Raw genomic sequence first — 26,194 nt, 5'->3', positions numbered from 1 at the left:
CGCGGCAGCGCTCTTTCAGCGCACGGTCAGACTCACCGGCTTGGCGACGATCACGTAGCTGTAGGTGCCGTCGCCCATCTTGTGGCGGTAGCCGGGCAGAACCACGGCGGTGCCGGCGCCGGTGAAGCGCAGGTCGCCTTCCGCGCTCTGCACGAAGGGGGCGGTGCCGTCGATCATGGCCATCACGTTGCTCTGCGCGGCGATGCTGCCGCCCACCTGCGTGGTCAGCGTCACGGGCAGCGTCACCGCGGTGTTGACGCCGACGGTGGCCGTGGCCGCCGCGGCGATCTCCACCGGAAAGTCCTTCGCCCAGAAGGCGTAGTCGGTGGTGATGCCGTGCGTGCCGTAGCTGTAGTAGCGATGGAACGCCGCCTGGTCGTTGACGGTCCAGGGCCAGAAGGTGATGCCGCGGTGCTTGCCTGCTTCCATCGTCGCCTGGCTCAGCCCGCCGTAGGCCGGGTTGTAGGTGGACGAATAGGGCTGCACGGCCGCCAGGATGTTGCGCACCGCCACCTGCGGATCGCTGGCGTCGGCATTGCTGTTGAGGAAGCCCGTCGAGAGTTCGGGCAGCGTCTGGCCCGCGCGGTTGAGCTGGTCGCCCAGGAAGGAGATGGCCACCGCCTGGTCGCGCGTGCCCGCCGCGTCCAGTTCGTTCTTGAGTTGCGCCACCAGGCCGGTGTTGCTGCTCTTGAGCTCGATGAAGTGCGTGATCGGCCGGCCCTTGAAGGCGCTGAAGTATTCCTGCAGCGTCGGCACCTCGCGGTTGCCCACCTTCGTGCGCAGCTGCTTGACCTGGGCCAGCGTCATCGACTCGATGCGGCCGGTGCCGTTGGTGGTCCGGTCCACCGTGTCGTCATGCATGATGACCAGGTGCTTGTCGCTGGTGAGGTAGATGTCGTTCTCCACCACGTCGGCGCCCGCCGCCACGGCGGCCTGCGCGCTGGCCAGCGTGTTCTCGTCGCCTGTGCCCTGCGGCATGCCGCGGTGGCCGATCACCAGCGGCTTGCGCAGCAGCGTGTTGGCGGGCAGCTTGCGCATCACGCGGGCGAAGACGGCACCGTCGCTGGCGAGCACGCCGTTCACGCCGGTGGTCAGCACCTGCGCGGCCTCGGTGGGCGTGCTGGCGCTGCTGGCGGCCCAGGCCGTGATCAGCAGGCGCTGCAGCTGGGCCACGGTGGCGCGCTGCGTCATCGCGGGCGGCAGCACGGCGATCTTGGCGCGGGCCTTGTTGGTGGCGCTCACCACCTGCATCACGCTCTGCGTGCTGGCGTCGAGCAGGCCGGAGCCCGAGAAGTCCACCGCCGCACGCACCATCGGCATCAGCGTGCGCGCACGGGCCAGCAGGCTCACCTGGTCGGACAGCAGGGTCACGTCGCTCAGGTCGTTTTCCTGCGCGTAGCGGGCCAGGGCGTCCACCGTGGCGTCGTCGGCGATGCGCAGCACTGGCGCCGTGGCCCGGTTGCGGTCGGCCAGGTACTGGGCCAGGCTGCCCAGGCTTTCGCCGCTGGCGCTGCGCAGGCTCAGCGTGCTGTCGATGCGGAACAGCGCATGGCTGGCACCGGTGGCGGCCAGGTTGGTGCTGGCGGCCATGGGCTGTACCAGCGTCGGTGCCATGGCGGCTGCAGTGCCCGTGTCCTGCAGCGCGGCGGGCGTGCTGATCTCGGGCAGGGGCTTGAGCTGCTCGCTCACCTTGATGCTGTCCACCCGCATCAGCAGGCCGGCCGTCTGCAGGCCGATGCCGCCCTTGGCGGGCGCGGCGGCGTCCAGCGTGACGTCGTGCATCAGCACGTTGTCCAGGTACTGGCGGGCGCGGTTGCCGTGCACGATCACGGTGGCGGTGTAGGTCTTGCCGCTGTCGATGGCCGAGCCGAAGGCCTTGGTGGACTGCACCGTCCACGCGCCCGCCTTGCGCAGCGCGAACTCGGTGCCGTTGCTGGCGGTGGCGTTCTGGCGGATCGCGAACTGGTGGTAGGGCTCGTAGGCCGGCGTGGCCGCGGCGGCCGAGCTCCGGTACATCACGCTGCCCCAGCGCGCATTGTTGTTGGCCGCCTCGAAGGTGAAGACCACGTCGATGCGGTAGTCGGACAGCTCGGCGAGCGCTGGCGGCAGGGCGACGGCGGTCATGGCGAAGCTGTCGGCCCGTCCGTCGATGTAGAGGCTGCCGTCGCGCACGCTCACGGTGCCCTTGTTGGCCGCGGGGCGGGCCCAGTTGGCGGGCAGGTCGCTCAGGCCGGTGAAGCTTTCCTCCAGCAGCACCTTGGCGGCGGGTTCCGGCTCGGGCGCGGGAGTGGGCGCGGGCGTCGTCCCGGGTGCCGGAGCCGGGGATGCGCCCGGTGCAGGGCTGGGTGCGGGCGATGGGGCCGGCGTGGGCGATGGGGCAGTGCCCGTGCCCAGGCCCGTTCCGGGCACGAAGGTGGCGCCGCCACCTCCACCCCCGCCGCAGGCGGCCAAGGCCAGGCTCATGGCGATCGCGGCTGCGATGCGTGTCTGTTGCATGAAGAAACTCCGACTCTGTTTTTTAATGGAGGCCGCAATCTAGGCAGCCCCTGTGACGTCGGTATGTCGTGCGCGCCCCGTGGGTCGCGCACAGGACGGGGATGCGTGCATTTGCACGCGCTCCCGCTGCTTCTCGATTTCCTTTTTCCGGAGACCCCATGAACCTTCCTTCCCGCGTCCGCATCGTCGACGTCGGCCCGCGCGACGGGCTTCAGAACGAAAAGCAGCCCGTGCCCGCCGAGGTCAAGGTCGAGCTGGTGCACCGCCTGCAGGCCGCCGGCCTGGCCGAGATCGAGGTCACCAGCTTCGTCAGCCCCAAGTGGGTGCCGCAGATGGCCGACAACGCGCAGGTGATGCATGGCATCCAGCGCAAGAGCGGCGTGCGCTACTCCGTGCTCACGCCCAACATGAAGGGGCTCGAAGCCGCCCTGGCCGCGCCGCGCGAGGAATGGCCCGACGAGATCGTGGTCTTCGGCGCCGCCAGCGAGGCCTTCAGCCAGAAGAACATCAACTGTTCCATCGCCGAGAGCATGGAGCGCTTCGCGCCGGTGGTGGCGGCGGCCAAGGCCCAGGGCATCGCGGTGCGCGGCGCCATGAGCTGCACGGTGGGCTGCCCCTACGAAGGCGACATCGCGCCCGAGAAGGTGGGCTACCTGGCCGGGCTGATGAAGGGCATCGGCGTGGCGCGGGTGGACGTGGCCGACACCATCGGCGTCGGCACGCCGCGCAAGGTGCAGGCGGCGCTGGAGGCCACGCTGGCGCATTTCGCGGTCGATGCCGTGTCGGGCCACTTCCACGACACCTATGGCCAGGCCCTTTCCAACACGCTGGCAGCGCTTCAGCTGGGCGTGTGGAATCACCAGTCTTCCATCGCCGGCCTGGGCGGCTGCCCCTATGCCAAGGGTGCGACGGGCAACGTGGCGACGGAGGACGTCGTGTACATGCTCCACGGCATGGGCATCGACACCGGCATCGACCTCGATGCGCTGATCGACGCCGGCGTGTTCATCAGCCAGGCCCTGGGACGCGAGCCGAACTCGCGCGTCTCCAAGGCCGTGCGCACCAAGCGGGCCGGCTGATGGCGGCCGGCGACGACCTGCCGCCGCTGCCGGCGATCCGTCTCGGCCGCTACCGGCACTACAAAGGCCTGGACTACGAGGTGCTCGGCGTCGTGCGCCACAGCGAGACGCTGGCGCCGATGGTGCTCTACAAGCCGCTCTACGACGACCGCGGCCTCTGGGTGCGGCCCTTTGCCATGTTCGAGGAGCGCATCGTGCACGAGGGGCGCGAACAGCCGCGCTTCGCCTTCATCGGTTGAGGCCTTGCGCCCGCGCCGACAATCGCTGCCACTTATGTGCGGTTCCGAACTCCATTCCCTTCCCGACGGCGTGCAGCGCGTGGCGCGCCACCTTCTCGACGCGGGCCACCCGCATGCCCCGCGCATGCTCGATGACGCCTGCCGCACGGCCCAGGAAGCGGCCGATGTGCTCGGCGTGGCCGTGGGCCAGATCGCCAAGAGCATCATCTTCCGCCGCAAGGCCGACGACGTGGCGGTGCTGGTCGTCACCTCGGGCGACCGGCGCGTGGACGAGAAGAAGGTCGACGCGCTGGTGGGCAAGACCGGCCGGGCCGATGCCGACTTCGTCAAGTCGCGCACCGGCTTTTCCATCGGCGGCGTCTCGCCCGTCGGCCATGTGACGAAGCCCGTGGTGCTGATCGATGCCGAGCTGTTCCGCTTCGAGACCGTGTGGGCCGCGGCCGGCCATCCGCATGCGGTGTTCCCGCTGCGGCCGCAGGACCTGCCGGCCCTCACCGGCGGCGCGCCGGTGGCGGACGTGGTGCAGGCGGTGGCGGCATGAGCGCCGGAGCGACAGCGCCGGACAAGACGGCGCCCGTGGCCGAAGAGGCCGTCGCGCCCGCGACCAGCCCCCTGGCGGCCCGCGCCTCGCTGATGCGCGAAGCCGTGCGCCAGGGCCTGGAGCCGGTGCCCTCGCCCTGCGTCAACGTCTGCCGCATGTCCGCGGCCAGCGGCCTGTGCGAAGGCTGCTTTCGCACCATCGAGGAGATCCGGCACTGGAGCCGCACGCCCGATGCGGGCCGCCTGGCCGTGTGGGATCAGGTGCTCGCGCGCAGCGCCACGGCCCCCTCAAGCAGGCCGGCTGAGCGCACCGGGCGCCGGGACGAACCCTAAGGAGACATCGCCATGAAGCACATCGACTTCTACCTGGACTTCATCTCGCCCTATGCCTACCTGGCCTTGGAGCACCTGCCCGAGGCCCTGGCCGGCCTGAGCTACAGCGTGGCCTACAAGCCGGTGCTGCTGGGCGCCATCGTGCGCCACCACGGCCACAAGGCGCCGGCCGAAGTGCCGAGCAAGCGGCAGTGGACCTACCGCCACATCCTCTGGCTGGGCCATTCGCTGGGCGTGCCCATCGAGATGCCGGCCACCCATCCCTACAACCCGCTGCCGCACTTGCGCCTGGCGGTGGCCGCCTCGCGCAGCGGCGAGATCAGCCGGCACCAGGCCGAGCAGCTGTTCCGCGAGGTGTGGCGCGGCGGCCAGGACGCCAGCGATCCGGCGCGATTCGATGCGCTCAAGGCCCGCCTGCAGCCCGCGCGCGACGTGGCCGATGCCGCCGTGAAGGCCGATCTCAAGGCCAACACCGACGCCGCCATCGCGCAGGGCGCCTTCGGCGTGCCGGCCTTCGTGGTGGACGGCCGGCTGTTCTGGGGCTTCGACAGCCTGCCCATGCTGCGCGCCTACCTGCAGGGCGACGCGTGGTTCGCTGGCCCGCAGTGGGCGAGCGCCGACCAGCGGCCGTCGGCGCTGGCGGGCTGAACCCGCCTGCCGGGCGCAATGCCCACCGGCAGTGCAATGCCAGTCAGATAACCAAAAGTCCGTTCGGGCTGAGCTTGTCGAAGCCTGGCGCAAGCCCTTCGACCCTTCGGCGAGCTCAGGACAGGCCAAGCTCAGGGCGAACGGGTTAACTGACTGGCACCGCACCGGCAGTGGGCTTTCGCGACGACGGCGCATCCGGCGCCGTTCTTCGACGCCCCGAATGTGCTCAGGGTCTTCCCGATGCGACCGCAGCTGTGCCCCGTATTCCTGCCACATGAAACCCGCGGCGCGGGTTAGTCCCTAAATCGTCAGAATCGGTTCAGTTTCACGCAAGCCAACGGTCAGTCGCCCCCCAAAGAATCCGCCCACGGTCCCGATCCGGCGGCCGATTCAACAATCAGGAGACAGACACATGGCAGCCACACTGGATTCCCGCGGGGTGCACGCGGCACCCCGGCCGATGTCGCAGGAGGAGAAGAAGGTCATCTTCGCCTCGTCCCTCGGCACCGTGTTCGAGTGGTACGACTTCTACCTGTACGGCTCGCTCGCCGCGATCATCGCCAAGCAGTTCTTCAGCGGCCTTGATGCGGGCGCGGCCTTCATCTTCGCGCTGCTGGCCTTCGCGGCCGGCTTCCTGGTGCGGCCCTTCGGCGCCATCGTGTTCGGCCGCCTGGGCGACATGATCGGTCGCAAGTACACCTTCCTGGTCACCATCCTGATCATGGGCCTGTCGACCTTCATCGTCGGCATGCTGCCCAGCTACGCCACCATCGGCGTGGCCGCCCCGGTGATCCTGATCGCGTTGCGCATGCTGCAGGGCCTGGCCCTGGGCGGCGAGTACGGCGGCGCGGCCACCTATGTGGCCGAGCACGCGCCGCACGGCAAGCGCGGTGCCTACACGGCGTGGATCCAGACCACGGCCACGCTGGGCCTGTTCCTGTCGCTGCTCATCATCCTGGGCGTGCGCACGGCGGTGGGCGAAGAGGCCTTCCAGGCCTGGGCCTGGCGCATTCCTTTTCTGGTGTCCATCCTGCTGCTGGGCGTCTCGGTGTGGATCCGCCTGTCGCTGAACGAGTCGCCGGCCTTCCAGAAGATGAAGGCCGAGGGCAAGACCTCGAAGGCACCGCTGGCCGAATCCTTCGGCCAGTGGAAGAACCTGAAGATCGTGATCCTGGCGCTGGTGGGCCTGACGGCCGGCCAGGCGGTGGTCTGGTACACGGGCCAGTTCTATGCGCTGTTCTTCCTGACGGCGCAGCTGAAGGTGGATGCCACCACGGCCAACCTGATGATCGCGGCCGCCCTGCTGATCGGCACGCCCTTCTTCATCGTGTTTGGCTCGCTGTCGGACCGCATCGGCCGCAAGCCCATCATCATGGCCGGCTGCCTGCTGGCGGTGGTCACGTACTTCCCGGTCTTCAAGATGCTGACCGAGGCCGCCAACCCCGACCTGGCCCGCGCCCAAGCCAACGCGGCCGTCACCGTCACGGCCGACCCGGCCACCTGCTCCTTCCAGGGCAACCCGGTGGCACGCGAGATCGACTTCAAGAGCTCCTGCGACATTGCCAAGCGCTACCTGGTGCAGAACTCGGTGAGCTACGAGAACGTGTCCGCGCCCGCCGGCGCGCCCGCGGTGGTGAAGATCGGCGACAAGACCATCACGGCACCGGCCGGCAACGTGGTCAATTCCAAGTTCGACGAGGACTCGGCCAAGTCCATCGCTGCGTTCAAGAAGGAAGTGGGCGACGACCTGAAGTCGGCCGGCTATCCCGCCAAGGCCGACCCGGCCAAGATGAACAAGATCATGATGGTGGTGCTGCTGACCTACCTGGTGATCTTGGTCACCATGGTCTACGGCCCCATCGCCGCCATGCTGGTGGAACTGTTCCCGACGCGCATCCGCTACACGTCCATGAGCCTGCCGTACCACATCGGCAACGGCTGGTTCGGCGGCCTGCTGCCCACCACGGCCTTCGCCATCGTGGCCTCGACGGGCAACATGTACAACGGTCTGTGGTATCCGATCATCATCGCCGGCATGACGCTGGTGATCGGCACGCTGTTCATCCGCGAGACGAAGGACGTGGATATCTACGCAGCGGATTGAGCGGCAACCCGCGGGCCGGCAAAGCCGGTTCCGCGGGTGCCCTGGCTTGGCCTGCTGCGCGGCTTTTCGTTTCTCGTTCACCCTTTCAGGAGACCTTTTTCATGTGGAAGATTGCCATCGGCTTCGTCGTGTTCGCCGCCGTTTCGCTGTTCGTGCTGATGCAGGCCGGCGATAAGGTGGACATGGGGGGCGAGAAGCACGGCGGGGATGTGCAGCACGCACCGGCCCAATAAACGCATATGAGATGCAGCCTGGCCCTTGGGCAGGCACCAACGACAAGGCCCGGCATTGCCGGGCCTTCTTCATGGGCGGGATGCGCGCTGCACGCTGTTCCGGGTGACCTCCGGTCGACACATCTTGGCATGGTGCCGCAGCCGATGGAAGCGGATGAATGCCCTTCACCAAATAGATGTAGGTCTCCGCGATACGCAGGCTGCAATGCATCAACCGCAGGCGTTTTCGCAACTGGTGCAGCGCTCGCATGGTGCGCAGTGTCGGCAGATCCACATTGGGCCGCGGGCGCAGGTATTTCTGAGACGCCGCAAAGACCGGCACAACTGGCATCGTGGGCGCTCCTCGGGCAGCCGGCCAACCTCGGCGAGGCAGTCGTCGGTGTGCCCTCTTATCGGAAATTGAACACTGTGAACGCACAGTCAAATGGGGGAATCTGATGGCGCGTCAGCGGCTTAAAGTGAAGAGGGCATGCCGATCTACGGCGTAGTGTTTCTGCCTAGTCCGCGTTAGTTTCCTGAGAACCCGTAAGAGCCTACCTTCCCTATGCGCCTCCTCATTCCTTGCATGAAGTGTCTTCAGGAACTCGGGCGACCAGATGAGTGGTTTGGCCGCGTCGAGTTCCGAGACGATGGTTGCTATGAGGTGGTTTGTCGCCGCGGTCACTGCACAGTTACCGTCCTTCAGGAAGAGAAATACGAAATCCTGTTTGAGATCGGCGTCAACGCCATTCTCGACGGTTGCTACCGAGAGGCTGTCGCCTCCTTTGCCGCATCCCTTGAGCGCTTCTACCAATTCTCAATTTTTGTTCTGCTGGAAGAGCAGAAGGTGGAACGCGACCAGGCTCTTCTTAGTTGGAAGCTCGTAGCGTCGCAATCGGAGCGCCAGCTTGGCGCATTCATATTTCTATGGCTCAGTAGGTTCCAAAAGGCTCCCTCAGTTCTCAACGGCAAGGCCGTAGAGTTTCGCAACGAGGTTGTTCATAAGGGAAAGATTCCGTCCAAAGAAGAGGCCCTGCATTTCGGCGACAACGTACTGGCCATCATTCAGCCAAAGCTGCTGCGTTTACGCGCGGCCCTTAAGGAGTCGATGCAGAATTGCATCTTCTATACGATCCGAGAGCGATCCCAACAGGCCCAAATAGAGTCACAAGTTTCCACAATGTCTGTACGCACCGCGTTTCAACCCGCAGAGCGTCAATCTGTTCTTCCGATGACGGTTGCCGAATACCTTGCGCAAGTCAAGCAAGCCCGTGACGTTGTACTGGCTCCAGGGGTCTAACCCCTCACCGAGCGGACGTCCTACCACTAGCTGCGCCATCAGAAAACCGCCGCTTATTGTCGAACGTTAGCCCTTGATGCCAGTAATGACGATTAAGACGCCAATACTTATCGCGAACCCTCGGCCGTTTCGGCTTATTTTAAGGACGGCAGATGACTCATGGTCTCCATCCATTGAACAAATCAACACCGCAAGGTATGACTATGTAAAGTTACACCGAGCTACAAAATTCTTCGATGCCGAGATAGTAACCCCTTTTCCCTTGTGTGTGGGATTTGATGGAAGCTTTATTCTTCCTGCCGTGCGGGAATATCGAACGATTGACGCTACCCTTGATGAGTTCAACCGCATCTTCGCTTCCATTCTTGTCGGCGGAATCTATATCGAAAGCGTTGAACCCGAAGATTTATCTCAAGGCGAAATGACAGAGTTTGGGTACTTCCGCCACACTATCTCTCGCGGTGGCAATGGTGACTTGCATAAATCGCTCGGGAATAAAGACGCAGGAAGTACCAGCGCGATTATTCTCTTAAATCCACCGACGATTCTTGCTGATGAGCTTGAGGCGGCTTATCGTGAGGGTGCGCGCGTATTGAAGGTGCTGGACAACGTCTCGCCGTCATTGCTGATAACGGGATTTACATATTTCCTTAATGGTCAAACAAGAGAGTCTCTTAGTCACGCTTGGATTTGCATCGAACAAATTCTGGATCAAATGTGGCGTGTTCGAGTTATTGAAGAACTGAAATCCTCTCACATTGCAAAGCGGAAAAGGTTTCTTGAGTCACAGCAATGGTCTGCCGCTCATAAAGTCGAGCTGATGCACCAGAAAGGTCTGATATCAGAGGACATGTACGAAAAGCTCACATGCGCTAGAGATGCACGAAACCACTTCATCCACCGGGGTAGCTCACCGTCTCGTGAGGAGGCCAAAACAGCATTGGATGGACTGGTCGACCTGTTGAAGAGTGCGTCGGATCACGCCCGACTAGGTTTTAAAGACGAGCGAATGAGAAGCTACCTCAAACCGCAATTGGCGAATGCTCCAAGTACAATTGTGGCTACAGCAGATAAAGTGGATTGGACTAAACCATTGTACTGGAAGGCAATCGCAGCAATTCCAGGAGAAGAGCAGTGGGAAGGTGAATTCGAGCGGTTTGATGACATTACTCTTCAGCGCATCGAAAGTAGATCAAATGCCGGTTAACCCTTTTGTCAAGCGGGACTGCAGAACCTGCGTGATTTTTCGCGGCAATCGCTTTCGCGCTGTAGCCCCTTACCTCCAACGTTAGGCCGCACAACCGTTGCCCCGTCCAATGAATAAACCTACGTCAAAGCACTCCACGATGCCCGCAGATTGGCGAATCGGCATGTTTTGGCCCATCGGGCCGCGGGTGGAGGACCCAATACGGCTGAAGGAGTTTTCTGACGCTCTGAGTGCCTTGCGCTGGGAGGATTCGGCACGCCGGACTTCACTCATTGCTGTATTCGATCAACTTAGCCGACTAGCTCATGCTGAACTCAGGTACTACTACATAAGGCGAAAGGCTGCCAGTCGACGCGCTACTGCCTTCCGTTTCATGGCTTGGCTCCTAGGAACGCTAGGCGTGCTTGCGCCAGTGGTAAATCCACTGTTCGGTACTCCTCCGCCAAAGCTGCTGTCTTGGGGATTTCTTGCGATTGCCCTTGCTGGTGCCTTTGTAGTAGCTGACACGGTGTTCTCTGGAACAGAGGGCCATGCGCGCTATGTGACCACTCAACTCAAGCTTGAAGGGCTATTCTCAAAATTCGCTCTTGAGTGGCAAGCTTTACTGGTTTTATATGATGATCAACCAACCGCTGAGACCGCAGCAAACCTCATTGAGAGAGCCATTGTCTATGCCAATAGCTTTCACGAGTCACTCAATTCTGAAACGGCTGAGTGGCAGGCCACCATGCAGCGGGTACGAGAGGAACTTGCAAAATCAGCGTCCGCGGGTAACGGGCAAAATGCGGCTTAACCCTTCGCTTACCGAAGCCCACTGGCGGGGCCTAACTGGTTGGTCAAGCCCACGCCCACAAGCTCCGCTTATGGGTTCCTTTTGTACTGGGCATTCCGGTGCGGCTTACCGTGAGTGATCGCCGTCTTACAACTCCCTCAGGGCGCCGAATGGGATCAATTGCATGGAATGAGGCGCTCCGCCAACTCGACGAAAGCGGTGTCGTAGAGTTCGGAATTCACCAGATGAACGAGAAGACCGGAAGTCCAAAGTGGAGGAGGCACAGAGGTGGCCCTAGCTTTCGCTTCGACAGCGTTCGGTCAGCTCTTTTCTCCCCATCAAAAGGGGCTCGCGCAGCATGCTTGGGAACGTCAACGTACGCTCGAGACCGCTATTCCGCCGGATCAACCTCAGTGGTGCCGTACGTTGCAACCTGGTTGCAGGGTGAGAGCCTCGCCTTTCTTGCTCGCGCCAGCGCAACTGAGCCAGAAGTCACGCTAGTTCTAGCAAGGGCAGTCGAGGCGATAAATAGTGCAGAGCATGGGGAGCTGCTGGCACAACTTGCGCACTTGTTCGGAGAAGGAGCGCAATTGTATGGCATTCGTCATCTTGTCAGCGGAGCCGTGCAAGTTGCCTAAGACGGCTAACCCTTAGTGAACAGGATACACAACGGCATTCCACGCTTGGGCCTCATTAGCCGCACGACTCAAAGACCACCAAAATTCTCCGTTAAAGAGTAAGCATGTCCATTAGTGGCGCAATAGCAGGAAAAATCGTCGCCCTAACTGTCAATCTCGAAATAGCTGTTGAATCGAAGTACTCACCAGTAATTGTTGAGCAGCTCGTCAAAATAGTCTCCGGCAATAACTCGCACATCACCAATCACGCAGCTAAATACTCCTTAGCCTCGCTTGAAAAATTTACAGAGTTAGGTGGGCCGAATTTCACCATAGTCATATTATCCCAACCCACTATTCAAACGAATCTGTGCGGAAAACCGCGCACGCCGGGGAATTCAAACGTTAGACCGATGAGGACAACCATGCCAGACATTCAGCAGTTTGATGCGATAAAGTGGCTCGCCGAAAACACTCATGGTGGAACAGAAATTTCACCGGCGGCGCGAGAAGCTGTAGCTAACTTCACGACAATGTGGAACTTCTTCGAAAGTACCCTGTGCGAAAACCGCGCGTCCGTAGCAGCGCTCACGCGAATCAGCGAGAGGTCTAACGCCGACAGAATTGCTCCAGAAAAAATCAAGTGCTGGGGGAATGTCTGGCATTCTGGCAATTTCGGTATCGCACACCTCAGGGATTTGGGCGCCGCTTCGAAGGCTTGTACTTTCGCCCCAATGACAAGCGTGCTCACGTTGAGGCGGTGCTCAACGGCGGCACGGACAATCCACGAGACAGGTTGCTTGCGCTAATGATCATCGTCTTTCGCTTGCGCAACAATCTCTTCCATGGGCTGAAGTCCCTTGAAATGCTGAATGACCAAGTCGAGAACCTAGCAACAGCAAGTCGGTGCCTTGCAGCAGTGATGGAATCAGTACCGTCCCGCTTTGTTTGGGCTCAACGTCAACGACCAGCAGGTCGCAGGCGAGCATGAATCCCGGCCTAGCTGGGCGGCCAAGGGGCGCCGACAAGTCCACGCCTTCAGCATTCTGATGGCCTGTGTTTGGGCCCTCCGCCCTGCCGGGCTCCGGCTCCGCTACTTTGGCCGTTGCCCCGCATCAGTGGGATGAGCCCGCGCTGAGGTACCGCCCGCGCGGCGGCGGACCACTACGCGGCGGTGCGCAGCCGCCCAGTGGCCAGAAACTCTTCCACATTCGCCAGCACCAGGTCGCCCATGGCGCGGCGGGTCTGCGCGGTGGCGCTGCCGATGTGGGGCAGCAACACAACGTTGTCCATCTCCATCAGCGCGTCCGGCACCTGCGGTTCCTGGTCGAACACGTCCAGTGCTGCCCCACCGAGGCGCCCTTGCTGAAGGGCCAGCACCAGCGCGGCTTCGTCGATGACCGAGCCGCGCGCGATGTTGACCACGATGCCCTGCGGGCCCAGTGCATCGAGCACCCGCGCATCGACGAGATGGCGCGTGGCCTCGCCGCCGGCGCAGGCCACGATCAGGAAGTCGGCCCAGCGGGCCAGTTCCACCAGCGAGGGCTCGTGCGTCCAGGCCACGCCCTCGCGCGGCGTGCGCGTGTGGTAGCGGATGTCCATGTCGAAGCCGGCGAAGCGGCGGGCGATGGTCTGGCCGATGCGGCCCAGGCCCAGGATGCCGAGCCGTCGGCCACTGACGCGCGTGCCCAGGGCGCCGGGGCCGATGCGCGGCCAGTCGCCGCGGCGCACCAGGCGCTCGGCCCGGCCCATGCCGCGGGCGGCGTCGATCAGCAGGCCCACGGCCAGGTCGGCCACGCAGTCGTTCAGCACGTCGGGCGTGTAGCTCACGGCCACGGCGCGGGCCTTGGCGGCCTCCAGGTCGAGCGCGTCCAGGCCCACGCCCAGGCTGCAGATGGCGCGCAGCTTGGGCAGGGACTCGATCAGCGCGGCATCGGCGCCGTCGGTGGCGGTGGTGACGACCATCTCGATGCGCTCGGCATGCGCTTGGGCGGTGGCGAGCATCTGCTCGCGCGTCGGGGCCACCACGCAGGCATGGCGTTCCTGCAGCACCGCCTTGAGCGGCGGCGGCAGTTGTGCAGAAAGCAGCAGCAGCGGCGTGTCGGCCGATGCGGCGCTGGTTGCGGGTCCGTTCGCGGGCGAGTCCTTCGGCATGGATGGCGCGCCGCTCATGCCTTGCCCCCGCTGGCCGCGACGAGCGCCGCGAAGTCCACCTCGCGCAGGATGGCGGTGGTCTGCTGCTGCACATGGTCGTCGGCCAGGCTGCGGCGCTTGTAGGCCAGCCAGCGCGGATCGGCCTCCAGCGCGGCGCGGCGCGCGTCGCGGTCGGCAAAGTCGCGGTAGCGCCAGGCATGAACCACCTGGTTCTGCTCGCCGATGTCGCTGACGGCATAGAGCGCGGGCTCACCCAGGTGCTCGACCTGGACGTCGCGGCCTTCGGCGGCATAGCGGGCGACGAAATCGCGCGTGGTGGCGATGCGCAGGGTGTAGGTACGCAGTTCGATGATCATGGGTCGAAGAAGAAGAGGGTCGGTCAGGCGGCGCCGGGCAGGCAGCGTTCGATCAGCTCGTCCAGCGAGGCATCGGCGCGGAAGCCGAGCGAGCGGGCGAGGGCGGTGTCCACGGTCGGCCAGCGCGCGAACTGCGGAATGATGGCCGGGTCGGGCGCGTAGCTCAGGCGCTGCGACACCTCCACGCCGAAGCGGCGCATCAGCGCGGCCACCACTTCGGCCACCGAGGCGTGCAGCGAAGGCAGCGTCCACGCGCGGGTGGCGGGCAGGCGGTCGGCGTCGAGCGTGGCGGCGTGGATCAGCGCCTCCACGCAGGCCGGCAGCGAGATCAGCCACAGCGTGCCTTCGGCATCGACGGGGGATTCGTAGCTGCGGCCCGCGGCCAGTTCGCGGATCAGGTCGCTGGCGAAGGCCGACAGCGCGCCGTTGGGCAGGCCGGGCCGGGCCACCACGCTGGGCAGGCGCGGCGAGCGCCCATCGATCCAGCCGCGGCGGCTGTAGTCGGCCAGCAGGATCTCCAGCATGCGCTTGTGGGCGCCGTAGGACATCGTGGGCACGATGGGCGTGGCGTCGTCGATGTGCGGCGGCAGCGGCAGGCCGAAGACGCCGATGGAGCTGGTCTGCACCAGGCGCGGCGCCTTGCCGGTGGCGTCGTGCTGGCGCCGCAGGTCTTCGAACAGCTCCAGCGTGCCGCGCAGGTTGACGGTGTGGCCCAGCTCGAACTCGCGCTCGGCCTGGCCGCTGGTGACGGCCGCCAGGTGGAAGACCACGTCGGGCGGCTCGGCCAGCGCCTGGGCGCGCACGGCCGCGTCGGCGACGGAGCCACGCACCTGCGTGAGCTGGGGATGCGCGGGCAGGTCGAGCGCGATGTCCACTGCCACGAGCTGCGTGAGCGGCAGCGCGTCGACGCCGGCCAGCAGTCGTTGCACGAGGGCCTGGCCGACGAAGCCGCCGGCGCCGGTGACGAGGATACGGGTCATGAGAGCAATCCTTGTTGGCGCAGCGGCGCCGCCCAGGCCAGGCCTTCGGCGGCGGTGCTGCGGGGTTTGTATTCGCAGCCGAGCCAGCTGTCGTACCCGGCAGCGGGCAGCGCGGCGACGGTGGCGAGCAGGCCGTCGCGCGACAGGTCGGGCTCGTGGCGGTCGGGCGCACCGGCCAGCTGCACATGGCCGATGAAGCCGCGGCAGCGGTCCAGCTCCTGTGCCAGATCCAGCCCTTCCTTCACGCAGTGGTAGAGGTCGAACTGCAGGCGCAGCCGGGGCGTGTCGAAGGCGCGGATCACGTCCAGCGCCTGCTCGGGCAGCCAGTAGAAGTAGCCGGGCATGTCGGCGCGGTTCAGCGGTTCCAGCATCAGCACCAGGTCGTCCGATTCGGCATGCCGCAGGGCCCAGGCCAGGTTCTGGTCCAGCGCCTGGCGGCAGGCGCGTGCCTCGTGACCGCGGCAGTCGCCGGCCATCACGTGGATGCGGCGCGAGCCGGTGGCCTCCGCCACGGCGCGGGCCCGGTCGAAGCATTCGCGGAACTCGGCCTGGCCGCCAGGGATGGCCGCCCAGCCCAACCGGCCCGGGCTGTCGGGGCGGATGGGCGTGTTGTGCAGCACGGCGGTGAGGCCCTGGGCCCGCAGCGCCTCGGCATACGCGGCGGGTGCCTGCTCGTAGGGCTGCAGCATCTCGACGCCGGCAAAGCCGTCGGCCGCAGCGGCGGCGAAGCGCTGGTCGAGCGGAAGATGGCCGTAAAGCCACTCCAGATTGGCGTTCAGTTGCATGGGGTAGCGGTCGCGTGTGGGGTGTCGGTCATACAAAGAGCCGCGGAGCAGGCCACGCCGGAGCAATCGAGGATGTGGCTGGGGCAATGCGTCATTGCTTCCCTGCCTGAGCGAGGAAAGGACCGAGCCGCTGCGGCGTCATCAGCGCGACCACGGCCGACAGCTCGGCCTCGCCCAGGCCCATGGCGTCGGCCATGCGCAGCACCTGCTGCACCGCGCCGGTCACGGGCATGGGCGCGCCGCTGTCGCGGGCCACGGCGGCCACGGTGTCGATGTCCTTCAGCATGGTGGCCAGCGCGCCGATGATCTGCGGCTGGGCCTGCGCCATGCGGGGCGCGAAGACCTGCAACGGCTTGGAGTCGGCCCAGCCGCCGGCCAGCGCCGGTGCCAGCCGCTCGATGGCGATGCCGTTGCGCTCGGCGAAGCCGATGGCCTCGGCCAGCGCGACGACGGCGGTGGCCACCAGCGTCTGGTTGCACAGCTTGGTGGCCTGACCGGCGCCGCTGGAACCCATGTGCGTGATGTTGCCGGCATAGGCGCGCAGGGCGCCGAAGGCTTCGTCGAGGTGATCGGTCTCGCCGCCGACCATGATGGCCAGCGTGCCGGCCTCCACCCCGCCGATGCCGCCGGAGACGGGCGCGTCGAGCCAGTGGGCGCCGCTGGCGGCCTCCAGCCGTGCGGCGAAGTCGCGGGTGCGCTGCGGATGGATGCTGGAATGGTCGGCCAGCCAGCGCAGGCCGTGCACCTGCGCCAGGCCGTTCTCGCCGAAGACCACGGCTTCGACCGCGTCGGCATCGAACAGGCACATCAGCGCGCCGTCGGCGCCCTGGGCCGCCTCGGCCGGCGTGGCGGCCACCTGCGCGCCCAGGGCGGCCAGCGGCGCGGCCTTGGCGGGCGAGCGGTTCCAGACGCGCACCGTGTGGCCCGCGGCCAGCAGGCGGCGGACCATGGGGGCGCCCATCAGGCCCAGGCCGCAGAAGGCGAGGGTCAGCGGGCGTGGAGTTGCAGCGGCGCTCATCGGCGGGCCTTTTGATGCATGCGCTTCGTCATTCGCTGGGCCGCGCTCATTTCTGAAGGTCCTTGCCGCCCAGGCCCTCTTCGATGGAAGGCACCTGATCGTCCTCCGGGTACGGCCAGTCCACGCAGCCCGAGTGCGTCACGGCGCCCAGGTGCGTCGGCCCGACCAGCTTGGCGTACTTCTCCAGCGCGCCGGCCAGGCGTTCGCGCTGGAAGGGCTTGGCCGCGGCGCGGCGGCGCGCGAGTTCGGCCTCGTCCACGTCCAGCACGATGCTGCCGGCCGCCGCATCGATGCGGATGCGGTCGCCGTCCTGCACCAGCGCGATGGGGCCGCCGGCGGCCGCCTCGGGGCTGGCGTAGCCGATGCACATGCCGCGCGTGGCGCCGGAGAAGCGGCCGTCGGTCAGCAGGGCGACCTGCTCGCCGCGGCCCTGGCCGTAGATCGCGGCCGTGACGGCCAGCATCTCGCGCATGCCGGGGCCGCCGCGTGGGCCTTCGTTGCGGATCACCAGCACGTCGCCCGGCTCGTAGGCCTGGGCGGCGACGGCCTTCATGCAGTCCTCCTCGGTCTCGAACACGCGGGCGCGGCCGTCGAACTGCAGCGACTTGAGGCCGGCGATCTTGATGAGCGCGCCGTCGGGGCAGAGGTTGCCCTTGAGCACCACCAGCCCGCCCGAGGCGTGGATGGGCGTGGCTGCCTCGCGCACGATGCGCCCGTCCGGGCCGGGGAAGGCGGCCAGCTCTTCGGCCAGGGTGCGGCCGGTGACGGTCATCGTGTGGCCATGCAGGTGGCCGCCCTGAAGCAGCGCGTTGAGCACCACCGGCACGCCGCCGATGACGTTCAGGTCCTTGGCGAGGTAGCGGCCGCCGGGCGACAGGTCGCCCACCAGCGGCGTGCGCTGGAACACGCGCGCCACGTCGTCGAAGGTGAAGACGATGCCGGCCTCGTGCGCAATGGCCGGGATGTGCATCGCCGCATTGGTGCTGCCGCCGGTGGCGGCCACGGCGGCGCAGGCGTTCTCCAGGCTTTCGCGGGTGATCAGGTCGCGCGGTAGCGGCCCGCCGTTTTCGAGGATCTGCATCACGCGCAGGCCGGCGCGGCGGGCCAGCGCCAGGCGCTCGCTGTAGACGGCCGGGATGGTGGCGGTGCCCAGCAAGGAGAGGCCCAGCGCCTCGCCCACCATCGCCATCGTGTTGGCGGTGAACTGGCCGGGGCATGCGCCCACGGTCATGGCGCAGGTGCGCTCGATCTGGTCCAGCTGCTTGAGCGTGATGGCGCCGGTCTGGCGACGGCCGGTGCCCTCGATGGCGGTGAGCACCGTACGCTCCTCGCCCTCGGGCGAGTAGCCCGGCAGCATCGAGCCGCCGTAGACGAAGACCGAGGGCACGTTCAGCCGCACCATCGCCATCATCATCCCGGGCAGCGTCTTGTCGCAGCCACCGAAGGTGACCAGGCCGTCGTAGGCATGGCCGCGCACGGCCAGCTCCACGCTGTCGGCGATCAGTTCGCGCGACAGCAGGCTCATGCGCATGCCGTCGTGGCCCATGGAGGTGCCGTCGGAGACCGAGATGGTGGTGAAGCTCACCGGATGCCCGCCGCCCTCGGCCACGCCCAGGCGGGCGTAGTCGGCCTGCGGGCCGAGTGACTTGGAGCAGGGCGTGTTGTCGCCGGCGGTGCTGACGATGCCGACCATCGACTTGGCGAGCGTCTCGTCGTCCATGCCGGTGGCGCGCAGGAAGCCGCGGTGGGCGGCGCGGCCCGGGCCTTCGGTGACGGCGCGGGAACGGTGCTTGTGCAGGGAGCGGGGGGTGTCGGTCATGGTGTGGGGCGGATCTTCAAGGGCGTGGAAGGGGGGTGATCGGGCAGTTCGGGGTCGAGGCGGTCGAAGACCCAGGCGATGTCCTGCTCCATGCAGCGTCGCGCCGCGGCGGCGTCGCCCGCGCGCAGGGCGGCCACGGTCTGTTCGTGCAGATGGTCGGAGGGCTGCTCGTCGGTGTGCAGGTACGCGCGGGTGGCGCGCAGGTAGGCGCCCGATTGCAGCCACAGGCTTTCGATCATGGCGATGAGCACCGGCGACTGCGCGGCCTGGTAGATGGTGAAGTGGAAGACCAGGTTCATCTCCAGGCTGGCGGGCAGGCTCTCGGGGGCGTGCCGTGCCCGCGTGATGCGCCGGGCCATGTCGTCCAGTTCGTCCAACTGGGCGGGCAGGAGCCGCGGCGTGGCCCATTCGGTGGCCTGGCCTTCCACCAGCATCCGCACGCGGCGGATGTCGACCAGCTTGTCGCGGGTGATCAGGGGCACGCGCGTGGTGCCGTTGGGCAGCGGCTCCAGGCCCTGCTGCGCCACCAGCCGTCGCAGCGCCTCCCGCACGGGCATGGTGCTGGTGCCCAGCGCATCGGCCAGGTACTGGATGCCCAGCGGCTGGCCGGCGCGGAATTCGCCATTCATGAGCTTGTTGCGCAGCGCTTGGTAGACCGACTCGTTCACGGACGAGCGCGTGATCGGCTTGAGCAGGCCCAGGGTGTCGGTGGCCGACGCGTCGGACGGGGAGCCGAGAGCCATGCGGGTCAGGGTTTTGATGTTTGATCAAATCTTAGTCGCCATGCTGACGTTTGTCATCGGCGTTATCCCGCGCGGCGGTGGCCGCGTCCGGGGCAAGGTCCTGTCCGCGACCGGTGCAGCACGCCTGCACCGACCCCGCTCCGCACGGCGCGGACCTGCCTCCGGCGATGGTCGTGGGGCTGGATTCCGGCCAAAGCCTTGCGCCGGTGCGGGTGGGTTCGCGTTCCTAGAATCTCTGCCCCCATCCCCAAGGCACGCATGACACAGGGTTCCATCCGCATCCGCGGCGCTCGCCAGCACAACCTCCGCAACATCGATCTGGACATCCGCACGGGTGAGATGACGGTGGTCACCGGGCCCAGCGGCTCGGGCAAGTCCAGCCTGGTGTTCGACACCCTGTATGCCGAGGGCCAGCGCCGCTACGTGGAGACCTTCTCGGCCTACGCCCGCCAGTTCCTGGACCGCATGGACAAGCCGGCGGTCGACAAGGTGGAAGGCGTGCCGCCCGCCATCGCGATCGACCAGACCAACCCGGTGCGCAGCTCGCGCTCCACGGTCGGCACGATGACCGAGCTGAACGACCACCTGAAGATGCTCTTCGCGCGGGCGGGCCGGCTGTTCGACCGCGAAACGGCGCTGCCGGTGCGCCACGACACGCCCGACTCCATCTATGCCGAGCTGCAGGCGCGCGCGGCGGTGGCGGGTGACCCGCGCGTGGTGGTCACCTTCCCGGTCGAACTGCCGGGCGGCACCAGCGAGGCCGAGGTGGAGCAGTGGCTGTCGGCCAGCGGCTTCACCCGCGTGCATGCCCAGCGAGAGGTGGGCACGCCCACCGGCCCGCGCAAGGTGCTGGACGTGGTGGCCGACCGATTCCGCATCGCGGGCGCCGAGCGTGCGCGCGTGATCGAGGCGCTGGAGGTGGCGCTCAAGCGCGGCACCGGCCGCGTGATGGTTCATGCGCTGCCGGCGGAAGAGGGCGGCGAGGCCGAGACCTGGAAGTTCTCCACCGGCCTGCACTGCCCCGAGAGCGACATCCGCTACGCGGACCCAATTCCGTCGATGTTCAGCTTCAACTCGGCCGTGGGCGCCTGCGAGACCTGCCGCGGCTTCGGCCGGGTGATCGGGGTGGACTTCAACCTGGTCATTCCCAACGACAAGCTCACGCTGCGCGCGGGTGCCATCAAGCCGATCCAGACGCCGGCCTGGCAGGAAGCGCAGGACGACCTGATGCGCCATGCCGAGTCGGCCGGCATTCCGCGCGACACCCCCTGGAACAAGCTCACGCCCGAGCAGAAGCACTGGGTGATCGAAGGCACGCCCAACTACAAGGAAGGCAACTGGAACAAGCAGTGGTACGGCATCCGGCGCTTCTTCGGCTACCTGGAGAGCAAGGCGTACAAGATGCACATCCGGGTGCTGCTGTCCAAGTACCGCAGCTACACGCCCTGCCCGGCCTGCGGCGGCGCGCGGCTCAAGCTCGAAAGCCTGCTGTGGCGCGTGGGCGGCAAGGACGATGCGGACGCCGCGCTCGCCCCCGCCAAGCGCTTCATGCCGGTCGGTGTGAAGTGGTCGCGCGAGCAGCTGGAGGCGCTGCCCGGCCTGTGCCTGCACGACCTGATGCTGATGCCCATCGAGCGGCTGCGGCAGTTCTTCGACCGGCTTTCGGCTCCCTCCACCAGTGGGGCTGAAGGCCGCGGCTCCAGTTCCGCGAGTGCGGAACTGGACGGCCTGAAGAGCGGCGGCGTCTCGCCGCCTGCACTGGGGCAGGGGTGGGGGCCCGCGGCGCTCGATGCGGCCGGCAGCCCTCATCCCGACCTTCCCCCAGAGGGGGAAGGAGAAAGACAGGCGCTCAAGCTTCTGTTCGAGGAGATCACCACCCGCCTGCGCTACCTGCACGACGTGGGCATCGGCTACCTCACGCTGGACCGGCAGAGCCGCACGCTCTCCGGCGGCGAGGTGCAGCGCATCAACCTGACGACCGCGCTGGGCACCTCGCTGGTCAACACGCTGTTCGTGCTGGACGAACCCAGCATCGGCCTGCACCCGCGCGACATGGACCGCATCACCCAGGCCATGCAGCGTCTGCGCGATGCCGGCAACACGCTGGTGGTGGTGGAGCACGACCCGGCCGTGATGATCGCGGCCGACCGTGTGATCGACATGGGCCCGGGCCCCGGCGCGCGCGGCGGGCAGATCGTGTTCGACGGCACCGTCGACGAGCTGCGCGGGGCCGACACGCTCACCGGCGAATACATGGGGGGCCGCAAGCACATCGGCATGGGCTTCAAACGCCTCGTCTCCGAGAACACGCCGCGGCTCATCCTGGAAGGCGCGCGCGAGCACAACCTGCAGGACGTGACGGTAGACATCCCGCTGCAGCGTCTGGTGGCCATCACCGGCGTCAGCGGTTCGGGCAAGTCCACGCTGATCCAGGACGTGCTGGCGCCGGCCCTGATGCGCCACTTCGGCAAGCCGACCGAGACGGCCGGCGCGCACGACCGGCTGCTGGGTGCCGATCACCTGTCGGACGTGGTGTTCGTCGACCAGTCGCCCATCGGCAAGACGGCGCGCTCCAACCCGGCGAGCTACGTGGGCGCCTGGGATGCCGTGCGCGAGATCTTCGCCACCGCGCCGCTGGCCCGGCAACGCGGCTACACGGCGGCCAAGTTCAGCTTCAACTCGGGCGACGGCCGCTGCCCGACCTGCGGCGGCTCGGGCTTCGAGCACGTGGAGATGCAGTTCCTGTCGGACGTGTACCTGCGCTGCCCCGACTGCGACGGCAAACGCTATCGGCCTGAGATCCTGGAAGTCACCATCGAACGCCCCAGGACCGTTCGGGCCGAGCAAGCTGCCGCCCACCGGGCTGCGCCCGCCCGCACCGATCAGGCTGAGCACGCCCCCTCCGCGCGGGCCGAGCACCCCCCCACCGTTCGGGCTGAGCCTGTCGAAGCCGGGTCAACCCGCTCGACCTCGCAGCCAACCCCGGACGCACCAAGCGCCGGCCGCATGGGCATGGGCGTCTACAACGTCGCCGACGTCCTCGACCTCACCGTCGCCGAAGCCCTGGCCGTGTTCGCCAACGACCGCGAGGTGCAGCGTGTGCTGCAGCCCATCGTGGACGTGGGTCTGGACTACGTGAAGCTGGGCCAGCCCGTGCCCACGCTGTCGGGCGGCGAGGCGCAGCGCCTCAAGCTCGCCGGGTTACTGGCCGAGGCGGCCGGCGGCGGCAGCAAGTCGCGCCAGCCGCTGGCCAAGAAGGGCACGCTCTTCCTCTTCGACGAGCCGACCACGGGCCTGCACTTCGACGACATCGCCCGCCTGATGCGCGCCCTGCGCAAGCTGCTGGACGCCGGCCATTCGCTGGTGGTGATCGAGCACAACCTGGACGTGATCCGCGCCAGCGACTGGGTGATCGACCTGGGCCCGGAAGGCGGCGACGGCGGCGGACGCATCGTGGCCCAGGGCACGCCCGAGCAGGTGCGCGAGATGCCAGGTACGCACACCGGCATGGCCCTCGCCGCCTACGAGACGGCGCTCGGGCCGGCGGCGCGTGTGGCGAAGGAATCGGCCGCGCGGTATCGCCCGGTGCCCGCGCCGGGCCGCGACGCCATCGAGATCGTCAACGCGCGCGAGCACAACCTCAAGAACCTGAGCGTGGACATCCCGCGCGGCAAGTTCAGCGTGGTGACGGGCGTGAGCGGTTCGGGCAAGTCCACGCTGGCCTTCGACATCCTGTTCAACGAAGGGCAGCGGCGCTACCTGGAGTCGCTCAACGCCTATGCCCGCAGCATCGTGCAGCCGGCCGGCAGGCCGGAAGTGGACGCCGTCTACGGCATTCCGCCCACGGTGGCTATCGAGCAGCGGCTGTCGCGCGGCGGCCGCAAGAGCACGGTGGGCACCACGACCGAGGTCTGGCACTTTTTGCGGCTGCTGTACGTCAAGCTGGGCGTGCAGCACTGCATCCGCGATGGCGCGGCCGTTCAGCCGCAGACGCCGGACAGCATCGTCGCCCAGGTCATGCGGCAGTTCCGCGGCCAGCACGTCGGCCTGCTGGCGCCGCTGGTGACCAACCGCAAGGGCGTCTACACCGAACTCGCGGACTGGGCGCGCCCGCGTGGCTACACCCACCTGCGCGTGGACGGCCAATTCCTGCCGACCACCGGCTTTCCGCGGCTGGACCGCTTCAAGGAACACAGCATCGAGCTGCCCGTGGCCAGCGTGGACGTGCTGCCGGCCGAAGAGTCGCTGCTGCGCCAGGCCGTGACTTCGGCACTGGAGCATGGCAAGGGCGTGGTGCAGGTGCTGTCCGACATCGGCGCGCTGCGCGCTGCGATGGAGGCGGGGCAGTCGACGGCGGGCATCGGCCATGCGCATGTGTTCTCCACGCTGCGCGCCTGCCCGGTGTGCGCGACCTCGTATGCGGAACTCGACCCGCGCCTGTTCAGCTACAACAGCAAGCACGGCTGGTGTCCCGACTGCGTGGGCACCGGCGTCAAGCTCACGCGCGAGCAGCGCAAGGTCTTCGACGACTCGGTGCTGGCCGACGACCAGCGTGGTCGCGAGCAGACCTTCGCCGAGCCCGAGGCGGAGGATGTGGGCGACACCGTCTGCCCCACCTGCGAAGGCACGCGACTCAATGCCACGGCGCGGGCGGTCAAGTTCGCGGGCGTCGGCATCGCCGAAATCGCGCGGCTGTCGGTGACGGACGTGCGGCGCTGGGTCGAGTCGCTGGCGCTGGAGGGCCGGCAGGCTGACATCGCACGGGATCTGATTCCCGAGATCGGCAGCCGGCTCGAATTCCTGGAGGAAGTCGGCTTGGGCTACCTGACGCTGGACCGCGGTGCGCCCACGCTCAGCGGCGGCGAGGCGCAGCGCATCCGCCTGGCGGCGCAACTGGGCAGCAACCTGCAGGGCGTGTGCTACGTGCTGGACGAGCCGACCATCGGCCTGCATGCACGCGACAACCAGATCCTGCTCGACGCCCTGCACAAGCTTGGGGACAAAGGCAACACGCTGGTGGTGGTCGAGCACGACGAGGACACCATCCGCCGCGCCGACCATGTGATCGATATCGGCCCCAGCGCGGGCAAGCGCGGCGGTCGCCTGGTCGCCCAGGGCACCGTGGACGAAGTCCAGCAGTCCGAGGAATCGCTGACCGGTCGTTATCTGCGCGACGCGATCCGCCATCCGCTGCATGCGCGTCGCTTGGTGTCGGAGACTGCCGAGGAGGGTGAGGGCGCCGTGTCCTGGCTTGCCGTGGCCGGCGCGAACCTGCACAACCTGCAGTCGGTCGACGTGAGCATTCCGCTCAACCGCCTGGTGGTGGTCACCGGCGTCAGCGGCTCGGGCAAGTCCACGCTGGCGCGCGACGTGCTGCTGGCCAACGTGCAGGCCATCGTGCAGCAGCGCATGACCAAGGCCGGTCGTGATGCCGATGCGGCGGGCAAGCGCCCTCGGTGGGTCGGCTGTACTGGCGTGGCCGGCTACGAGGAGATCGACCGCGTGCTCGAGGTCGACCAGACCCCGATCGGCAAGACGCCGCGCAGTTGCCCCGCCACCTACATCGGTTTCTGGGACACCATCCGCAAGCTCTTCGCGGACACCCTGGAAGCCAAGGCCCGCGGCTACGGCCCGGGCCGCTTCAGCTTCAACACCGGCGAAGGCCGCTGCCCCGGCTGCGAGGGCGCGGGCGTGCGCACCATCGAGATGAGCTTCCTGCCCGACGTGAAGGTGCCGTGCGAGGTCTGCCACGGTGCGCGCTTCAACCCGGAGACGCTTGCTGTCACCTGGCGCGGCAAGAGCATCGGCGACGTGCTGCAGATGGAAGTGGACGAGGCCGTGGCGTTCTTCGCCAGCATGCCGAACATCAGCCATCCGCTGCAGCTGCTCAAGGATGTGGGGCTGGGTTACCTCACACTGGGGCAGCCTTCACCGACGCTGTCGGGCGGCGAGGCGCAGCGGATCAAGCTGGTCACCGAGCTGAGCAAGGTGCGGGACGATGTCACGCGCCGCGGCAACAAGGCGCCCCACACCTTGTATGTGCTGGACGAGCCGACGGTCGGCCTGCACATGGCGGACGTCGAGAAGCTGATCCATGTGTTGCATCGGCTGGTCAACGCCAACCACAGCGTGGTCGTCATCGAGCACGACCTGGACCTCATCGCCGAAGCCGACTGGATCGTCGACCTGGGGCCGGAAGGTGGATCCGGTGGCGGACGGGTGGTGGCGTCGGCGCCGCCCGAGGATGTGGTCGCGCAAGGCACACACACGGGCGTCGCGCTGCGTCCAGTCCTGGAGCGCGGGGCTGTTCGGGTGTGACGCGGCTGGAAGTGCGGCAGCAAGGGCTGGCTTGTGCGGGTGACCGGCCAGTCGCTTCATCTCGGCTGCGGGGCCGCACGGAAGACGCGTGAGAAGGTACGTCTGGTGCTGGCCCCTGCTTTTGTGCATCTACTTCTATAAGGGGTGTGTCTCGACGGGCCGATGGCGGACGTGCTCCTGGGCCGTCGAACAGCCGTGGGACATGACATTCCGGAGAAACTCCCTGCCTCGTCGGTCGTCAGTCCCGTTTGCGTGCCCCTTGCTTGTCAGCCCCCGGTGGGCCCGGTCGCCCCCGAGTCGGGCATGCTCCCCGCCGTTTGAAAATTTTTGTAGGACGTCTCTTGCGTCCCTATCGAAAACCCTCGTATACTGGCGGGCTCGCTGACTGACACGCATCTTTGTTGTGAGTTTGGCTGGTGAGGGGTTTGAGAGAATGACGGCAGCTTCTGGAAAAAAGAAGTTGCGCTTTTAGAA

At 66.7% G+C, this 26,194-nt stretch carries 20 protein-coding genes; 12 read left to right on the top strand and 8 right to left on the bottom strand.

Going from position 1 to position 26,194, the window contains the following annotated elements:
- Positions 1-15 precede the first annotated feature (15 nt).
- On the bottom strand, positions 16-2,496 hold the full coding sequence (locus L0984_RS28365; protein ID WP_234197758.1) for a glycerophosphodiester phosphodiesterase family protein: 2,481 nt from the start codon (positions 2,494-2,496) through the stop codon (positions 16-18).
- 158 nt (positions 2,497-2,654) lie between these two features.
- Here L0984_RS28365 and L0984_RS28360 point away from each other — a divergent pair, with 158 nt between their 5' ends.
- The 11 genes from L0984_RS28360 (at position 2,655) to L0984_RS28315 (ending at position 12,356) form a co-directional block, all read left to right on the top strand.
- Complete coding sequence (locus L0984_RS28360; protein WP_234197757.1) at positions 2,655-3,575, top strand: hydroxymethylglutaryl-CoA lyase; 921 nt, start codon at positions 2,655-2,657, stop codon at positions 3,573-3,575.
- On the top strand, positions 3,575-3,814 hold the full coding sequence (locus L0984_RS28355; RefSeq protein WP_234197755.1) for a DUF1653 domain-containing protein: 240 nt from the start codon (positions 3,575-3,577) through the stop codon (positions 3,812-3,814). The genes L0984_RS28360 and L0984_RS28355 overlap by 1 nt, the downstream gene beginning before the upstream one ends.
- Before the next feature lie 34 nt (positions 3,815-3,848).
- The gene (locus L0984_RS28350) at positions 3,849-4,355 is read left to right on the top strand and encodes a YbaK/EbsC family protein (protein ID WP_234197754.1); all 507 of its coding nucleotides are present in this window, start codon (positions 3,849-3,851) and stop codon (positions 4,353-4,355) included.
- Complete coding sequence (locus L0984_RS28345) at positions 4,352-4,687, top strand: DUF1289 domain-containing protein (protein WP_370646224.1); 336 nt, start codon at positions 4,352-4,354, stop codon at positions 4,685-4,687. Before L0984_RS28350 ends, L0984_RS28345 begins: the two co-directional genes overlap by 4 nt.
- A 12-nt stretch (positions 4,688-4,699) precedes the next feature.
- Positions 4,700-5,335 carry a 2-hydroxychromene-2-carboxylate isomerase gene (locus tag L0984_RS28340; RefSeq protein ID WP_234197753.1) on the top strand — a complete coding sequence of 212 codons (636 nt, stop codon included), beginning with the start codon at positions 4,700-4,702 and terminating at the stop codon, positions 5,333-5,335.
- Positions 5,336-5,747: 412 nt separating this feature from the next.
- Positions 5,748-7,439: an MFS transporter gene (locus tag L0984_RS28335; RefSeq protein ID WP_234197752.1), complete on the top strand. Its 1,692-nt coding sequence runs from the start codon at positions 5,748-5,750 to the stop codon at positions 7,437-7,439.
- A 101-nt stretch (positions 7,440-7,540) separates the two neighbouring features.
- Positions 7,541-7,672 (top strand): hypothetical protein, encoded by a 132-nt coding sequence (locus tag L0984_RS29865; protein WP_255697660.1) that lies wholly within the window; start codon positions 7,541-7,543, stop codon positions 7,670-7,672.
- A 544-nt stretch (positions 7,673-8,216) separates the two neighbouring features.
- Entirely contained in the window at positions 8,217-8,951 is a 735-nt protein-coding gene (locus L0984_RS28330; protein WP_234197751.1) for a hypothetical protein, read from the top strand.
- An 85-nt stretch (positions 8,952-9,036) separates the two neighbouring features.
- Positions 9,037-10,158 (top strand): DUF4145 domain-containing protein, encoded by a 1,122-nt coding sequence (locus L0984_RS28325; RefSeq protein WP_234197750.1) that lies wholly within the window; start codon positions 9,037-9,039, stop codon positions 10,156-10,158.
- A gap of 109 nt (positions 10,159-10,267) precedes the next feature.
- Positions 10,268-10,951 (top strand): SLATT domain-containing protein, encoded by a 684-nt coding sequence (locus L0984_RS28320; protein WP_370646223.1) that lies wholly within the window; start codon positions 10,268-10,270, stop codon positions 10,949-10,951.
- A 721-nt stretch (positions 10,952-11,672) separates the two neighbouring features.
- Entirely contained in the window at positions 11,673-12,356 is a 684-nt protein-coding gene (locus L0984_RS28315; protein WP_234197749.1) for a hypothetical protein, read from the top strand.
- 355 nt (positions 12,357-12,711) lie between these two features.
- On the opposite strand, the gene L0984_RS28310 is transcribed toward L0984_RS28315, so the two are convergent.
- From L0984_RS28310 to L0984_RS28280, 7 genes are all read right to left on the bottom strand, one after another.
- On the bottom strand, positions 12,712-13,701 hold the full coding sequence (locus L0984_RS28310) for a 2-hydroxyacid dehydrogenase (RefSeq protein ID WP_234197748.1): 990 nt from the start codon (positions 13,699-13,701) through the stop codon (positions 12,712-12,714).
- A 14-nt stretch (positions 13,702-13,715) separates the two neighbouring features.
- A complete protein-coding gene (locus tag L0984_RS28305) occupies positions 13,716-14,057 on the bottom strand; it encodes an NIPSNAP family protein (RefSeq protein ID WP_234197747.1) in 342 nt (113 codons plus the stop codon).
- A 23-nt stretch (positions 14,058-14,080) separates the two neighbouring features.
- Positions 14,081-15,037: an NAD-dependent epimerase/dehydratase family protein gene (locus tag L0984_RS28300; protein WP_234197746.1), complete on the bottom strand. Its 957-nt coding sequence runs from the start codon at positions 15,035-15,037 to the stop codon at positions 14,081-14,083.
- A complete protein-coding gene (locus L0984_RS28295) occupies positions 15,034-15,822 on the bottom strand; it encodes a hydroxypyruvate isomerase family protein (protein WP_234197745.1) in 789 nt (262 codons plus the stop codon). Before L0984_RS28295 ends, L0984_RS28300 begins: the two co-directional genes overlap by 4 nt.
- Positions 15,823-15,913: 91 nt before the next feature.
- Positions 15,914-16,840: an NAD(P)-dependent oxidoreductase gene (locus tag L0984_RS28290; RefSeq protein ID WP_234197744.1), complete on the bottom strand. Its 927-nt coding sequence runs from the start codon at positions 16,838-16,840 to the stop codon at positions 15,914-15,916.
- A 46-nt stretch (positions 16,841-16,886) separates the two neighbouring features.
- Positions 16,887-18,659, bottom strand: coding sequence for a dihydroxy-acid dehydratase (gene ilvD, locus L0984_RS28285; RefSeq protein WP_234197743.1), 1,773 nt, complete (start codon positions 18,657-18,659; stop codon positions 16,887-16,889).
- Positions 18,656-19,402 (bottom strand): GntR family transcriptional regulator, encoded by a 747-nt coding sequence (locus L0984_RS28280; protein ID WP_234197742.1) that lies wholly within the window; start codon positions 19,400-19,402, stop codon positions 18,656-18,658. Before L0984_RS28280 ends, ilvD begins: the two co-directional genes overlap by 4 nt.
- Positions 19,403-19,660: 258 nt before the next feature.
- On the opposite strand from L0984_RS28280, the gene L0984_RS28275 reads away from it, so the two are divergent.
- A complete protein-coding gene (locus L0984_RS28275) occupies positions 19,661-25,720 on the top strand; it encodes an excinuclease ABC subunit UvrA (protein ID WP_234197740.1) in 6,060 nt (2,019 codons plus the stop codon).
- Positions 25,721-26,194 lie beyond the last annotated feature (474 nt).

Origin of the sequence: Pseudacidovorax sp. NFM-22, assembly GCF_021401245.1 — a bacterium.
Lineage (GTDB): Bacteria > Pseudomonadota > Gammaproteobacteria > Burkholderiales > Burkholderiaceae_C > Xenophilus.
The sequence above is the reverse complement of the archived record's forward strand: the minus strand, read 5'-3'. Positions and strand labels throughout refer to the sequence as shown.